Source organism: Novosphingobium sp. 9U, from assembly GCF_902506425.1.
Lineage (GTDB): Bacteria > Pseudomonadota > Alphaproteobacteria > Sphingomonadales > Sphingomonadaceae > Novosphingobium.
The window spans coordinates 1,285,004-1,299,769 of sequence record NZ_LR732469.1 but is presented as its reverse complement, the minus strand read 5'-3'; the positions used below and the strand labels follow the sequence as shown (position 1 = coordinate 1,299,769).

15 protein-coding genes and 1 tRNA gene are annotated in these 14,766 nt (G+C 66.9%); 13 read left to right on the top strand and 3 right to left on the bottom strand.

Features of this window, described 5'->3' with window-relative positions:
* From GV044_RS05895 to lpdA, 3 genes are read left to right on the top strand one after another with little or no spacing between them, the layout of a single operon-like run.
* On the top strand, positions 1 to 387 hold the full coding sequence (locus GV044_RS05895) for an acyl-CoA thioesterase (RefSeq protein WP_159866703.1): 387 nt from the start codon (positions 1 to 3) through the stop codon (positions 385 to 387).
* Positions 365 to 778 (top strand): acyl-CoA thioesterase, encoded by a 414-nt coding sequence (locus GV044_RS05890; protein WP_201299020.1) that lies wholly within the window; start codon positions 365 to 367, stop codon positions 776 to 778. The genes GV044_RS05895 and GV044_RS05890 overlap by 23 nt, the downstream gene beginning before the upstream one ends.
* Before the next feature lie 6 nt (positions 779 to 784).
* Positions 785 to 2,200, top strand: a complete 1,416-nt coding sequence (lpdA, locus tag GV044_RS05885) for a dihydrolipoyl dehydrogenase (protein WP_159866697.1) — start codon at positions 785 to 787, stop codon at positions 2,198 to 2,200.
* A gap of 21 nt (positions 2,201 to 2,221) precedes the next feature.
* Here lpdA and GV044_RS05880 read toward each other — a convergent pair whose 3' ends face one another.
* The gene (locus tag GV044_RS05880; RefSeq protein WP_159866694.1) at positions 2,222 to 2,539 is read right to left on the bottom strand and encodes a PilZ domain-containing protein; all 318 of its coding nucleotides are present in this window, start codon (positions 2,537 to 2,539) and stop codon (positions 2,222 to 2,224) included.
* A gap of 206 nt (positions 2,540 to 2,745) precedes the next feature.
* On the opposite strand from GV044_RS05880, the gene GV044_RS05875 reads away from it, so the two are divergent.
* The 5 genes from GV044_RS05875 (at position 2,746) to GV044_RS05855 (ending at position 9,121) form a co-directional block, all read left to right on the top strand.
* Complete coding sequence (locus tag GV044_RS05875; protein WP_159866691.1) at positions 2,746 to 2,940, top strand: hypothetical protein; 195 nt, start codon at positions 2,746 to 2,748, stop codon at positions 2,938 to 2,940.
* A 239-nt stretch (positions 2,941 to 3,179) separates the two neighbouring features.
* A complete protein-coding gene (locus tag GV044_RS05870; RefSeq protein ID WP_236554736.1) occupies positions 3,180 to 6,230 on the top strand; it encodes a helicase-related protein in 3,051 nt (1,016 codons plus the stop codon).
* A 25-nt stretch (positions 6,231 to 6,255) separates the two neighbouring features.
* Positions 6,256 to 7,272 (top strand): YihY/virulence factor BrkB family protein, encoded by a 1,017-nt coding sequence (locus GV044_RS05865; protein ID WP_236554734.1) that lies wholly within the window; start codon positions 6,256 to 6,258, stop codon positions 7,270 to 7,272.
* Between the two features lie 106 nt (positions 7,273 to 7,378).
* On the top strand, positions 7,379 to 8,509 hold the full coding sequence (locus tag GV044_RS05860) for a glycosidase (RefSeq protein ID WP_159866682.1): 1,131 nt from the start codon (positions 7,379 to 7,381) through the stop codon (positions 8,507 to 8,509).
* Between the two features lie 72 nt (positions 8,510 to 8,581).
* On the top strand, positions 8,582 to 9,121 hold the full coding sequence (locus tag GV044_RS05855) for a PRC-barrel domain-containing protein (RefSeq protein WP_159870956.1): 540 nt from the start codon (positions 8,582 to 8,584) through the stop codon (positions 9,119 to 9,121).
* Between the two features lie 64 nt (positions 9,122 to 9,185).
* Here the strand turns inward: GV044_RS05855 and GV044_RS05850 are convergent, their stop codons facing one another.
* Both GV044_RS05850 and GV044_RS05845 read right to left on the bottom strand, forming a co-directional pair.
* Positions 9,186 to 9,515, bottom strand: a complete 330-nt coding sequence (locus GV044_RS05850; protein WP_159866679.1) for an SWIB/MDM2 domain-containing protein — start codon at positions 9,513 to 9,515, stop codon at positions 9,186 to 9,188.
* 181 nt (positions 9,516 to 9,696) lie between these two features.
* A tRNA-Ser gene (locus tag GV044_RS05845) sits at positions 9,697 to 9,786 on the bottom strand.
* Positions 9,787 to 9,941: 155 nt separating this feature from the next.
* Here GV044_RS05845 and GV044_RS05840 point away from each other — a divergent pair.
* The 5 genes from GV044_RS05840 to GV044_RS05820 all read left to right on the top strand — a co-directional run bounded on the left by GV044_RS05840 (position 9,942) and on the right by GV044_RS05820 (position 14,760).
* Complete coding sequence (locus tag GV044_RS05840) at positions 9,942 to 10,994, top strand: lytic transglycosylase domain-containing protein (RefSeq protein ID WP_159866676.1); 1,053 nt, start codon at positions 9,942 to 9,944, stop codon at positions 10,992 to 10,994.
* On the top strand, positions 10,978 to 11,940 hold the full coding sequence (locus GV044_RS05835; RefSeq protein ID WP_159866673.1) for an SPOR domain-containing protein: 963 nt from the start codon (positions 10,978 to 10,980) through the stop codon (positions 11,938 to 11,940). Before GV044_RS05840 ends, GV044_RS05835 begins: the two co-directional genes overlap by 17 nt.
* A 77-nt stretch (positions 11,941 to 12,017) precedes the next feature.
* Positions 12,018 to 13,151 (top strand): D-alanyl-D-alanine carboxypeptidase family protein, encoded by a 1,134-nt coding sequence (locus GV044_RS05830; protein WP_236554733.1) that lies wholly within the window; start codon positions 12,018 to 12,020, stop codon positions 13,149 to 13,151.
* Positions 13,148 to 13,786, top strand: coding sequence for a dTMP kinase (tmk, locus tag GV044_RS05825; protein ID WP_159866670.1), 639 nt, complete (start codon positions 13,148 to 13,150; stop codon positions 13,784 to 13,786). The genes GV044_RS05830 and tmk overlap by 4 nt, the downstream gene beginning before the upstream one ends.
* Positions 13,783 to 14,760, top strand: coding sequence for a DNA polymerase III subunit delta' (locus GV044_RS05820; protein ID WP_159866668.1), 978 nt, complete (start codon positions 13,783 to 13,785; stop codon positions 14,758 to 14,760). Before tmk ends, GV044_RS05820 begins: the two co-directional genes overlap by 4 nt.
* Positions 14,761 to 14,766 lie beyond the last annotated feature (6 nt).

The following is a 14,766-nucleotide window of genomic DNA, read 5'->3' as shown; positions in this document are numbered from 1 at the left end:
ATGGAGCCAGCCGGCGACCTCGTCATCCGTGTGACGGCGATGCCGACGGACCTCAATCCGTACGGCGGCGTGTTCGGCGGCTGGCTGATGAGCCAGCTGGCGCTCGGAGCCGCTTCGCAGGTCACCCGCAGGACGGGGCTGAAGGCGGTGGTCGTGGGCGCGACGGATTTCGCGTTTCCCGGCGTCATGCAGGTGGGTGACGAGCTCAACGTCTATGCCGAGATCGCGCGCAAGGGTCGCACCTCGATGACGATCCAGACGCGTGGCTTCGGGCGTGCGCGGGCGAGCGAAGATCAGGTGGAGGTGGCGAACGGTACTTTCACCTTCGTGGTGCTCGACGCCAACGATCGTCCTTGTCCGCTTGATGCGCTCAGCCAGGTCGCTTGAGGTGGCCGAGGCGCGACGCGATCCGGTCATTCGCGTGACCGCCATGCCCGCGGACACCAATGCTTACGGTGACATCTTCGGCGGCTGGCTGCTGAGCCTGATGGATTCGGGCGCCGGCTTGCTGGCGGCGCGGCACTCGCGCGGTCGAGCGGTGACGATTGCGCTCGACGGCATGAAGTTCCACCTCCCTGTAAAGGTAGGTGACGAGGTGTCGGTCTATGCCGAGATGAAGCGTACGGGCCGCAGCTCGATGAGCATCGGCATCGAGGCCTGGCGTCGGCACCGCACCGAGGACGAGGAAGTCAAGGTAACCGAGGCGACGTTCACCTTCGTCGCCATCGACGAAGCGGGTCGCCCTCGCCCAATCGATCAAGAATCCGAGCAGGAGTAGATTTCAGTGGCAGACACCTACGACGTCATCGTTCTTGGCTCAGGCCCCGGCGGCTATGTCGCGGCGATCCGCGCGGCGCAGCTGGGCCTCAAGACCGCGATCGTCGAGCGCGAGAAGCTGGGCGGCATCTGCCTCAACTGGGGCTGCATCCCGACCAAGGCGCTGCTGCGCTCGGCCGAGGTGTTCCACCAGATGAAGGACGCCAAGGCCTATGGTCTCGCGGCGGAGAACATCACCGCCGACCTCGAGGCCGTGGTGAAGCGTTCGCGCGGAGTGGCTGACCAGCTCAACCGTGGCGTCACCGGGCTGATGAAGAAGAACAAGATCACCGTGCACATGGGCACCGGCAAGCTGGTCGCGCCGGGCAAGCTCGAAGTCACGGGCGAGAAGGGCAGTGAGACGCTTGAAGCCAAGCACATCGTGATCGCAACGGGAGCCCGCGCCCGCGAGCTGCCGAAGGCCAAGAGCGACGGCGAGCGGATCTGGACCTACCGCCATGCGATGACGCCCAAGGAGCTTCCGACCAAGCTGCTGGTCATCGGCTCGGGCGCGATCGGCATCGAGTTCGCCAGCTTCTACAACGACATGGGCAGCGAGGTGACGGTGGTCGAAATGGCCGACCGCATCGTGCCGGTGGAGGACGCCGATGTCTCGACGTTCCTAGAGAAGCAGCTGACCAAGCAGGGGATCAAGATTCTCACCAAGGCTGCGGTTGGGGCGATCGAAAAGTCCGACACTGGAGTGAAGGTCGCCATCAAGGACAAGGCCGGCAAGGAAGAGACGACCGAGTTCAGCCACGTCATCGTCGCGGTCGGCATCGTGCCGAACCTTGAGAACATCGGCCTCGAAGAGCTCAACATCGAGCCGGATAAGCGCTTCCACATCAAGGTCGATCCGCTCGGCCGCACCAACGTCAAGGGCGTGTGGGCGATCGGCGACTGTGTGGAAGGCCCCTGGCTGGCGCACAAGGCGAGCCACGAGGGCGTCACCGCCGCCGAGGCGATCGCGCAGGAACTGGGCAACACCGAAGTCCACCCGCATCCGCTCGATCGCAGCAACATTCCCGGCTGCACCTACTGCCACCCACAGATCGCATCGGTCGGCCTGACAGAGGCCAAGGCCAAGGAAGCCGGGTACGAGCTGAAGGTCGGCAGCTTCCCGTTCATCGGCAATGGCAAGGCGATCGCGCTCGGCGAGGCGGAAGGCTTCATCAAAACCGTGTTCGACGCCAAGACCGGCGAACTGCTCGGCGCGCACATGATCGGCGCGGAAGTGACCGAGCTGATCCAGGGCTATGTCGTCGGCAAGACGCTGGAGACCACCGAGGCAGAACTGATCGGCACGGTGTTCCCGCACCCCACGCTGTCAGAGATGATGCACGAGTCGGTGCTTGCCGCTTACGGCCGCGTCATCCACATGTGATGCTTGGTCGTGCGCAGCGTTTCAGTCGGCGCTGCGCACGATGTGTTCGAACACCGCAACGTGCAACGGCTCGGCAAAAGCACAGCCGACGGCGCCGTCACGCATCCAACGGATCTCGGCGCTCAACAATTGCATGCCCGGTATGCGCATGCGCAGCGGCAGCTCTGCACGGGCGCCCGGAAGTCGAGCGATGCGAAACCCGCCGGGCGACAAGTCTTCGAGTCGCGCCGGAGCCCACGGCCGCGAACCTTGGCGCACTTCGCAGATCAGCGTAATTCCTGCACGCGGAGCAGAGCGCGCCGGCGTTGCCGCGCCATGATCAATCGGCTCATGCTTCATTGTGTGTGATCCATGTCCTGGCCTTGCGCGCCAAGCCTTTACGAAGCGTTTAGCGGATCGCTGATCCGAGCTTCACCGGCGACGCGCGTCCCGATCCGGCACACGATTTGTCACTGTGACATGATCGTAATGTGACAAAGCCCTGCGCCGCCTTGCCCCGGCCTCACGCCCTCGGCAGGGCTGCGCGTATGCGAAACGAGCGAAACATGACCCGATCGGTACGTAAGGGACTGTTCCGAACCGAGCTGCCCGGCATCGGCGAGTGCGCGCGGGTGGACATGCGGGCCGGCGATGCCGCGCCTTATCTCGACCGCGAGATGTACGTGATCCTGGGCTTTGAGCCCGCATACGAGAACCTGCCGCATAAGGACCAGCTGGAGAACCTGCGCCTGCCCGCCTGAGGGCAGGAGGCTGGAGCATCCCCGCTCGATCCACCGCCTCGCGGCTCGCGCTATAGCGATCTTCACCACATCCGTTTGATTTCACGGAACAAGCAGGCGCTGTCCCGGGTTCGGCTGCCATGAACCAAATGGCGCGCGTGTCGAAAGCGGACAGCAGGAACTCAGAAGGCGAAGCCGATGGTGTCGGCGAGGTTGTAGCGGTCTTGTTGGATGAACTCGCTTCCGGCGACTGTATCTACATGGCCCGCGACGAGCCCCGTGCACGCGAGGTGGCGCAGGCACTCCAGGCCGCCGCAGGTGAGCACCGCATCGTCTTTTGCCCTGGCAGTGATGCCTTGCCCGGAGACCAGTCGCCCCCAACGCCCGCGAATGCCGGGCAGCGCACCAGCGCCTTGCGCGCGCTGCGCCTGGCCCAAGAGGGCGCGGAGGCAGGCCATACCGCGCTGGTGACCACCGGAGAGAGCTGCGCGCGGCTGTACGCCCGTCCCGCCACTTACGATACGGCGCCACCGATCCTCGCCTGCGGTGACAAGCTCGATGCCGCGGAACTGACCGGCATGCTCGAAGAGATCGGCTATTTCGCCGACGAGCGGGTCGACGAGCCGGGCGAGTTCGCCATGCGCGGCAACGTCATCGACATCTATCCCGCCGATGCGGGGGGGCCGCGCCGCATCGAAGTGGCGGAGGGCGCAATCGTCTCGATCCGCCCATACGACGCGATCACCCAGCTGACGCTCGGCAGCTGCGACAGTCTCGAGATCGGCCGCGCCCGTGAGCCGGACGACGAGCAAGGCGTGGCTCTGCTCGACCACCTGCCGGGAGCGCGCCTCCTGGCAGAGCGCGGTGCCGACAAGCGTCGCCTGACCTTCCTCGACCTAGCCGCCGACGCCGCCGGACGCGGCGAGGGATCTCCGCTGCGCGGCGTCTGCGACCAGGAACGCTGGGAAGAGAACCTGGCGAGCCACTCGACTAAGCCCATCCAAGGCGAGTTCGGCGAACCGCCTGCACGCTACGCCGAGACCCGCGACCCATTGCGCGCGTTCGCCCGGGAAGCGAAGGTCGCGCTGGCTGAGGGCAAGGTGCTCCTGCTCGGCACGCGTCGTGACTTGCGCTTCCTCGCTCCTCGCGTCTCGCGCGCACTCAAGTGCGACGCGCAGGAGGTGCAATCCTGGCAGGAGGTCGTCGCTGCCGAGGCGGGATCGCTGCTGACAATGGCCATGCCGATCCCGCGCGGCTTCCGGCTTCGTGACATACTGGCGGTGTCGGCAGCGGACCTGCTTGGCAGCCGTGCGCAGCGCGAGGAGAGCGAAGGAAGCCACGCCGACATTGACCCGTTCCAGCTGGGCGAGCTGCGGCGCGGCGATGTGGTCGTGCATCAGGATCATGGCCTCAGCGTGATCGAGGGACTGGAGGCCGCACCTGATGGCGGCGACGCGCTCGTCCTGCGCTTTGCCGGCGAAGCGCGCCGGCTCGTTCCTGCAAGCGAGTCCCACAGGGTTTGGCGCTACGGCACCGACGAAGATGCGGTGACGCTCGACAAGCTGGACGGATCGAGCTGGGAGAAGCGCCGCGGGCAGGTCGAGGCGGCGTTGGAGGAGACGGCGCGCGAACTGGCGACGCTCGCCGCCGAACGACGCGAGCGCGAGGCAGTCGTGCTGGAACCCGATCCGGCCCGCTACGAGCGCTTCGTCGATGACTTCCCGTTCACCGAAACGGCGGACCAGACCCGCGCGATCAACGCCGTTCGCGACGACCTCGCATCCGGCCGGCCGATGGACAGGCTGGTCGTCGGCGATGTCGGCTACGGCAAGACAGAGGTCGCCCTGCGCGCGGCCGCCATCGCCGTGCTTGCGGGCAAGCAGGTCGCGCTTGCCGTTCCGACGACGGTTCTCGCGCGCCAGCACCTCGAGACGTTCACCCGCCGCTTCAAGGGCATAGGTGTCACGGTCGCCGGCCTGTCGCGACTGTCCAGCGCGGCCGAGAAGAAGGCGGTCAAGCAGGGCCTGGCTGACGGCAGTGTTTCGGTGGTGATCGGCACCGGTGCGATCGCCGGCAAGGGTGTGACCTTCGCCGACCTCGGCCTCGTAATCGTCGATGAGGAACAGAGGTTCGGCGCGGCCGACAAGGGCAAATTGGCGAGCTTGGGCGCCGACCACATCCTGACGCTAAGCGCCACGCCGATCCCCCGCACGCTGCAAAGCGCGCTTGTCGGGCTGCAACAACTTTCCATCATCGCCACGCCGCCCGCGCGACGCCAGCCGATCCGTTCGACAGTCGCGGCGTTCGACGACGCGCAAGTGCGGATCGCACTGCTGCGGGAGCGAAGCCGAGGCGGGCAGAGCTTCGTGGTGGTGCCGCGGATCGAGGACCTGGCCGGTTTGGCCGAACGCCTGGCGCGGCTCGTCCCTGAGATGACCGTGCTGGAGGCGCACGGCAAGCTGCCCGCCGCCGACCTCGACGAGACCATGGTGCGCTTTGCCAGGGGCGACGGCGACGTGCTGCTCGCCACAAACATCATCGAGGCCGGTCTCGACGTGCCGCGTGCGAACACCATGATCGTGTGGCGCGCCGATCGCTTCGGCCTCTCGCAACTGCATCAGCTGCGCGGACGGGTCGGGCGAGGGAGCCGGCGTGGTCATATCCTGCTGCTCACCGATCCCGAAAAGCCGATCGCGCCGCGCACCCTCGCACGTCTCAACACGCTTGCGGCATTCGACCGTCTTGGCGCCGGCTTCGCGATCAGCGCTCGCGATCTCGACATGCGTGGCGCTGGCGATCTGCTGGGCGAAGAACAGGCCGGGCATGCCAAGCTGATCGGCGTGGAGCTCTACCAGCACCTCCTGGAGCTGGCGATCGCACGGGCGCGGGACGAGGAGATCGAGGATTGGTCGCCGGTCCTGAATGCAGGGCTCAGCGGCACCCTGCCGGAAAGCTGGATCCCGGATCTGGACCTGCGCATCACCCTCCATGCCCGTCTGGCCCGGATCGGCGATCTATCCGGCCTGGCGCAGTTCGAGGAGGAGCTGCTCGATCGCTTCGGCGAGCTGCCCGCCGAGGCTGCTGATTTGCTGGCCGATGCGCGACTGCGCGTCCTGGCTCGTTCCGCCGGGATCGAGCGCGTCGACGCCGGACCTGCCGCGATCGCCTTGACGGCGCGCGCCGGCCACAAGCCCGACTTCAAGGGAGCGGGCCTGGTCCGCTCGGGCGAGCGTTACGTGTGCAAGGGTGACTTTGCCGATCCGCAGGTGCGACTCGCCCGCACCGAAGAGATACTCTCGTCCCTTGTCTGACACCGACCAAATGAGGAGCCCCGCCATGAGCGCTGCCGCATCGGCCGAGGATCACGCACAGGACACGCGCCACGCCGCGCCGGCGCCTTGGGCGATGTCGCTCGCGGGCTGGAAAGACGTGCTCGTCCGGACGGCCAAGGAAACCTCGTCCGACAACGTCGGCCTCGTCGCCGCGGGTGTGTCGTTCTACAGCTTCCTGGCGCTGCTCCCGCTGCTGGGTGCCATCGTGCTGAGCTACGGCATCCTCGCCGATCCGCAGACCGTGCTCGACAACATGAATGCGATGACCAAGGTCATGCCGCAGGACATCGCCAAGCTGATCGGCGAGCAGCTGATGTATGTCGTGCAGAGCTCCAGCGGCAAGAAGGGATTCGGCGTCCTGATCGCGCTGGCGCTGGCGCTGTTCAGCGCCCGCAACGGCGCGTCCGCAATCGTGACGGCGCTCAACATCGCCTACGAGGAAGAGGAGGCGCGGGGCTTCATCAAGGTCAACCTGCTTGCCCTGGCGATCACGGCAGCGGCGGTGGTGGTCGCGGTGTTGGCGCTGCTGGCGGTTGCTCTGATGACGCGGGTGGAGACATTCCTGCCGACATCGCCGCTCGTGTCGTTCGCCTTGCAGGTCGTCTCGTACCTTGTGCTTGTGGGCGTGGCCGCCGGAGCCGCAGCTCTGCTCTACCGCTTCGGCCCTTCGCGCGAAAAGGCGCGGTGGACCTGGCTGTCGGCCGGCTCGCTGCTGTTCGCCTTGGCATGGGTTGGGCTGACGGTCGGCTTCGGTACGTACGTGGCGAACTTCGGAAACTACAGCGCCACCTATGGCTCGCTTGCGACGGTGGTGATCCTGCTGACCTGGCTCTACCTGTCGAGCTACCTGCTGGTATTCGGCGCCGAACTGAATTGCGAGCTGGAGCACCAGACCCGCCGCGACACCACCAGCGGCCCCGAGCTTCCGCTTGGTCAGCGGGGAGCCTGGTCCGCCGACCACGTGGCGAGCGGCACCGACACCAAGGCTCAGCGCAACCCCGACGCCGGCGACACCGCGTGATCGTGCGCAGCGGCGTTGCAATTCGGAACGTACTGCACCGCGGCCGTTTCAAGCCTTGCCGCACTCCGCGCGGCGACTTCGCTTTTCAGCCAAGGACCTCGTGACCATGCGCCATGACGTCGACAAGCTTGTTCTGGTACCCGACGACATCGACCTGTCCAGGTCGCCGCTGGCGGGGCATCTCGATGCCGAGACGTACGTGCTGGGCGCGTTCAACCCCGGCCTGACGCGGCTGCCCAACGGTAACCTGCTGATGATGGTCCGCGTGGCCGAAGCCCTGCGCAAGCCGGTGTTCGATAATCACGTTCACGCGATACGTTGGGACGAGGCGGACGGCGGCCGCTACGTGCTCGACGCCTGGCCGCTCGACTATGCGGACACCGCCGACCCGCGCAAGTTCATGCTGCGCGGCGGTGGGTGGAAGATCATGGCGCTCACCTCCCTGTCGTGGCTGCTGCCGGTGGAGCTTTCGCCCGATGGGCTGGAGGTGATCGACCAGCATTACGACAAGACGATCGCGCCGACCAGCAGCCTGCAGTGCTACGGCATCGAGGATGCTCGCATCAGCCGCGTGGGCGACACGTACCTGATGACGACCTGCTCGGTCAGCCCGGAGCGGCACTCGACGACGCTCTACAGTTCAGACGATGCGCTGAACTGGAGGTTCGAGGGCATCGTCCTCGATCACCAGAACAAGGACATGCTGATCTTCGAAGGCCTGATCGACGGGCACTATTGGGCGCAGACCCGCCCGCTGGGCGACCTCTACTTCGCGTATCCGCCCGGCAGCGAGTGGCGCCCAGGCCCCTCGATCAACCTCGCCTACTCACCCGATGCGCGGTTCTGGAAGCCGCATGACAAGCCCGGCATCCGCCCGCATGCCGGCACTGTCGCAACCGCGCGCATGGGTGGCGGCGCCCCGCCGACCCTGACCAACGAGGGCTGGCTCACCTTGTGGCACGGCGTAGAGCCGCACGAGATCGTGGGGATTTACCGCACCTATTGGTCGCTGCTCGACCGCGACGATCCCAGCACGGTGGTCCGCACCGAGCATGCGCCGCTGCTGGAGGCAAACCCGGAGCTGACGGCGCTGATCGACCACCAGATGTACGTGCGCGACATCGTCTTCACCACCGGCATCGCCGATGGGGGCGATCACTACATCGTCGCCTCGGGCGAGGCCGATCTCGCCTGCCGGATCACCCACATCCCCAAGTCCCACTTCGCGCCCGGTTAAGCCCCGCCGCGCTCACATTTTCAGGAGTCGTCTGTGGAAGAAATCGCCGGTTGGGTTGCCCCGATCGCCACCATGATCGCCGCGATGATGACGGCCGCGAACCTCGGCGCGCGGCTGACGGGCTGGGGCTTTGTGGTGTTCACCGTCGGCTCGATCGCCTGGACGACGGTGGGCTTCACCTCCGGGCAGACGAACCTGGTCGCATCCAACGCTTTTCTGACTCTGGTGAACCTGGTCGGGATCTGGCGCTGGCTGGGCAAGCAGGCGGTCTACGAGGACGGTGCCAAGGCCGCGCAGGAAGAGAGCCGGCGTTCCTCATCCTCGACGCTGTTCACCGCCACGGGCATCGGCGGCATGAGCGTGGTCGATGAAGCGGGCGAGCAGATCGGGCACGCGGTGGAAGCACTGATCGAATGCGCGACGAGCGCCGTCAGCTATGTGGTGGTGGCGTCGGGCGGCTTGGCCGGTGTCGACGAGCGACTGCGGGCGGTGCCGCGCCAGCAGTTGGATTTCAACTGCGATCATCTGTCGCTGCGCATCGACCGAAGTGCGTTCGAGGCACTGCCGGTGCTGGAGCCCGGACACTGGCCCGCCGAAGCAGCGGGCGCCTGAGGGCGCGCGAGCAGGGAAAAAACTCCCGCAGCCCCTGCTGTGTGCGGTGCTGCGGGAGGTGGGATCAGGCCTTGAGATGCTTGGCGAGGTGCTTGTTCATCTCGAACATGGTGGCCTTCTTGCCGCCGAAAATCTTCTCCAGCTTGTCGTCGGCCAGGATCTCGCGCTTGTCCTTGGGGTTCTGGAGGTCGTTCTTCTTGATGTAGTCCCAGACCTTCTTCACGACTTCGCTGCGCGGCAGCTTGTCGGAGCCGACGATCTCGGCGAGCTCGGGCGAAGGCTGCACCGGCGCGGTGATACCGCCACGCGCGCCGCCTGCCGGCTTGCCCGTCTTCTTGACCTTGGCCGCGGCTGCCTTGGTTTCCTTCTCGCCTCGCTCTTCACGTGTCGTCATGTGGCGTTCCTCTGCTTTTGAAATCGTTCGGCTCTAAGACGTATTTCGGGTCTAAAGTCGGCAACGCCGCAGAAGTTGCCGAGCAACGCTGCCGAGCTCACCAACAGAGCGAAGCATTTGGCCGAATGCAACAGGCACGAGCGGGATGTGAACCGCTGTGTGGTAAGGGAGTGAAGAGAAGTGGCGGACAGGGTGGGATTCGAACCCACGGTGAGCTTGCACCCACGCCGGTTTTCAAGACCGGAGCAATCGACCACTCTGCCACCTGTCCCGCACGCGCCGCATAGCCGAATGGCCGCGCGGTGCAAGCCGGCTCTGGCACCGGGCTTGATTGGCAAGCGCCAGCGGGGACGAGTGCCGGCGAAGCGACGATGCGAGCATCGCGCCCATTCCCAAGACTACGCGATTGTGCGAGATCGCTGGATGATGAGACGACGCTTTCCGCTTCGCCTGCTGCGCCAGGGCCTGATATGCTCGCTCCTGGCCGCATTCCCTTTCCCGGCGGTGCAGGCCCAATACACGGGTGCGCCGTATTCGAATGCCACCAGTTTCGAGAGCTACCTCGACACGGTGCGAGCGCGTGCCGCTCGGGAAGGCGTGAGCCAGGCGACGATCGGGCGCATGCTCTCGGGCCTGACGCCAAATTCGCGCGTGATCCAGCTCGATGGCGGCCAGCCTTCGCGCAGCACGACGCCGCCCGCCACCGCGCCCTACATCGCCACCCATGTCGATGCCGCGCGGATCGGACGTGGCCGCGATCGCTATAGCCGGGATGCCGGCATGCTGCCGACGATTGAGCGGCGCTATGGCGTGCCCGGGCCGATCATGCTGGCGATCTGGGGGCATGAGACGAACTACGGCAGCTACACCGGCGACTTTGACCTCGCCCGCTCGCTCGCGACGTTGGCTTGGGAGGGCCGCAGGCGCGCATTGTTCGAAGGCGAGCTGATCGCGGTGCTCAAGATGGTGGACCGCGGCGTGCCGCCTCATCGTTTGAAGGGGAGCTGGGCCGGGGCCTTCGGCAACCCGCAATTCCTGCCGAGCGTCTACTTGCGCCTGGCAGCGGATGGGGATGGCGATGGCGATGCGGATATCTGGAGCAGCGACGCGGACACACTGGCCTCTATTGCCAACTATTTTCGCGATGCCGGCTGGCGCCCCGGCCAGCCTTGGGGCGTGCGCGCGAGCGTGTCATCCGGCTTTTCCGCCGGCAGCGCGGCGGCTCGGCTCGCGGCGCCCAGCTGCGACCGCGTCCATGCTCGCCACTCGCGCTGGCTCACCGTTGCGGAGTGGCGGCGACAGGGCGTCACCCCCCTCGGCTCCATCGGCGACGACGTCCTCGCCTCGTTCTTCCAGCCCGATGGGCCGGGGACGCCCGCTTACCTGTTAACCGGTAATTATCGTGTGATCCTGCAGTACAATTGCTCGAACTACTACGCATTGTCCGTGGGATTGCTAGCCGATGAGATTGCCCGTTAACCATGCCCTGCCGCTTGCGGCGTTGCTGTTCCTCGGCGGGGTAGGGGGCGTGCATGCCGCTCCGGCAGCCCCGAGCGGCCCTGCGGCGGACTACCCGGTCACCGTCGGCGAGCCGTTCACGATCGGCAGCACCACCTGGACCCCGACCGACCAGCTCAACTACGACGCCGTAGGCGTGGCGACTGTCAGCGCCGATGGCCTCACCGGCATCTCCGGCGCGCACAAGACGCTGCCGCTGCCCAGCTATGCCGAGGTCACCTCGCTCGACAGTGGTCGCACGATCCTGGTGCGGCTGGTCGCACGCGGGCCGATGGTGAACGATGTGCTGGTCTCCCTCTCGCCCGAGGCGGCGACGCAGCTCGGCCTGGCGCCGGGCGCTCGTTCGTCGGTGCGCGTGCGGCGGGTCAATCCGCCTGAGGTCGAGCGGGCCGCGCTTCGTACCGGAGGCACGGCGCCGCTGCGGATGGACACTCCAGACTCGCTGCTGAAGGTCCTGCGCCGCAAGCTGGCCGAGCAATCGCCGCTAATGCCGCCCCCATCCGTGCCGCCCAAGATGCCGTCGAGCCTTGCCGCTGCCGAACCGGCTAAGCCCAACTCGCCGTCGGCTCCGGCGCCGTCGCCCAAGCCCAGCCCGGCCGCTCCGACGCCTGTGCGCAAGGTCGCCAAGCCGGAACCGAAGCCCGCACCTGCTCCGACGCAAACCGCTCCGGCTGCAGCACTCAAGAAGTCTGCCGCGCGCGGTTCTCACGTCGTCCAGGTGGCCGCCTTCTCCACCGCGGAACGTGCCCGCAAGGTGGCCGCGCAGCTCGGGGGCGAGGTCAGCGCTTCGGGTCGTCTCTGGCGCGTCCGTCTCGGACCTTTCGCCGGCAGTGGAGAAGCCGCTCCGGCGCTGGAGAAGGCCAAGGCTGCGGGCTATAGGGATGCGCGAATCCAGCGCGCGGACTGAGGTCGCCTGAGCCGTAGTACGCTGGATGCACCGCAGGTGGAGCGGTGACCAGGAGTTCGCGGGTCTTGAAGCGGTTGTTGACGTTCCTTCTCGCGCTGGCGGTTCCGGCCGGCGCTTCCGCTGCCAATCCGCCGGTGCCGCCCGAAGTCTCGACCGTGCCTGTCGGCATGCTGGTAGACTTGGGCTCAGGCGAAGTGCTGGTGTCCCGGCGTGCAGACGTCAGTTTCCTGCCGGCGTCGGTGACCAAGGTCATGTCGGCCTATGTCGCATTCGAGGAGATCGGCGCCGGCCGCCTTTCACTCGAGCGCCAGTTCGTGGTACCCCCCGAGATCTCGCGCGACTGGTTCGCCAAGGGTACGACGATGTACCTGAAGCCCAACCAGGTGGTCACCACGGATGGGCTGCTGCACGGGTTGATGACCGCCTCGGCCAACGATGCGGCGATGGTGCTGGCCCAGGGCTATGCGGGCACGGTCGACACTTGGGCGCTGATGATGAACGATGCCGCGCGGCGGCTCGGCATGACGCACAGCCACTACAACACGCCTAACGGCTGGATGGATGACGGGCAGACCTTCGTCAGCGCCCGCGATCTGGTGCGCCTCGCCGATGCGATGACGATGCGCTATCCGCAGCTCTACAAGCATTTCTCCGGCCAGAAGACCTACCGCTACCAGGACGTGGCGATGCGCAGCCATGATCCGACAGTCGGCGTGATCCCCGGCGCGGACGGCATCAAGACCGGCTACACGCGCGAGGCGGGCTACAACTTCCTGGGCTCTGCCGTGCGCGACGGGCGGCGCCTCGTCATGGTGCTCGCCGGAGCACGCACGCACTTCGATCGCGATAAGGCGGCCAAGGCGCTGCTGGAGTGGGGCTTCCGCCAGTGGCGTGCCTATCCCCTGTTCGCGCAAGGGGCGACGGTGGCGCACGCGCGGGTGCAGGACGGTTCGGCCATGTCGGTTCCACTCGTGGCCAACCGCGCGCTCTATGCGACAGTGCCGGTCGCTTCGCGCTCGCACGTGCGCATGAAATTGCACTACCATGGACCACTCGTGGCACCGATCGCCAAGGGCGAGCGCGTGGCGGATCTGGAGGTGCAAGTGGATGGCGTCGAATCCTCGCGCATCCCGCTCTATGCGGCGCAGGAGGTGCGCGTCGCCGGCGTGCTGGCGCGCATGCGCAATGGTCTGATGAACCTTTTCGGATGAGTCCCGGGCGGTTCATCGCGCTCGAAGGCGGGGAAGGGGCCGGCAAGTCCACCCAGGCGCGCCTGCTCGCCGACGCTTTGGCAGCGCAAGGGATCGGCGCAGTCCTGACCCGAGAGCCTGGCGGCACGCCGGGCGCCGAAGCGATCCGCAGCCTGGTGCTAGACGCCAGCGCCGCGCACGAAGGGCAAGGCTGGAACCCGCGTGCCGAGGCGCTGCTGTTCGCTGCGGCCCGCTCCGACCATGTCGAGCGGCTGATCCGGCCCACACTCGCGCAAGGCAAATGGGTGATCTGCGACCGGTTCCTCGACTCCAGCCGCGCTTACCAAGGTGGCGGAGGGGGGCTGGATGACCAGGCGATCCGGACGCTTCACCAGATCGGCAGCGACGGGCTGCTGCCTGACTTGACGGTGCTGGTCACCGTCTCGCCCGTAGTGGCCGAGCAACGCCTGCAGCGCCGCGACCTGGGCCGCAGCGATGCGATCGGCTCGCGACCGGCGACCTACCACTCCCGCGTTGCCGACGCCTTCGCGCGTTTCGCCGCGCAAGAACCCACACGCTTTGCCGTGATCGATGGCGATGGCGACGCTGAGGCCGTTCACGCTCAGGTCCTGCGCGCTATCGAGCCGCTGTTGTGAACGCATCGGAGTTCATCGGTCAGGAAGCCGCCTGGCGCGAATGGATGGATGCCGTCGATTCGGAGCGCATGCACCACGGCTGGCTGCTCGCGGGCGCCAAAGGGCTGGGCAAAGGCAAGTTCGCGCTCGCAGCCGCGGCCGAACTGGTGCGCGAGCCGGGCACCAGCCTGCCCGATCCGGCCACGCACCCGGACATCCACCTGCTGAGCCATCTTCCGGCGAACGACGATGAAGCCAAGAAGAGGGCCGACGGCAAGCCATACCAGACGAAGCGCAACATCACCGTCGACCAGATCCGCGGCATGATCCGCCGCTTGTCGACCAAGCCGACCATGGGCAGCCGCCGCGCCATCGTCATCGACCCGGCCGATGACATGGAGAAGGGCGCCGTCAACGCGCTGCTCAAGGTGCTGGAAGAGCCGCCGGCCGGCACGTTCTTCCTCCTCGTCACGCACCAGCCCGGACGCTTGCTGCCGACGATCCGCTCGCGCTGCCGCGTGTTGCGCTTCGCCTCCTTGTCGGCGCATGACCTCGATGCCGTGATTCGCCGCGACGTTCCCGATGCCGATGCGGCCCTCCGCGATGCCGCCATCGGAGCGGCCTATGGTTCACCGGGCGTGGCGCTCGCCTTTGCCGAGCACGGCCTGGCCCAGATCCACGGCTTGATGCGGCGGATCCTGGCAGAGGGCGATCCCCACTTCCGCTTGCGCGGTGCGCTGGCCGAGGCGCTCGGCGCGCGCCCTCCGCGAGACCGCCAACTCGCCATTTTAGAACTCGCACGCGCCGCGCTGGCGGGCGAACTTCCGCAGGCCCCGCCGCGACGCCAGGCCGCCTTGATCGAGGCGCACGTTGCGCTCACGCGGTTGGCCGCGCAGGCGCCGACCTACAATTTCGATGCCGGGCTTCTCATATTGGAGATTGGCGGCTTGCTGGCCTCGGCTGCGATGCCTAGAGATGCGGCTCGCCCGAACTGACACGCC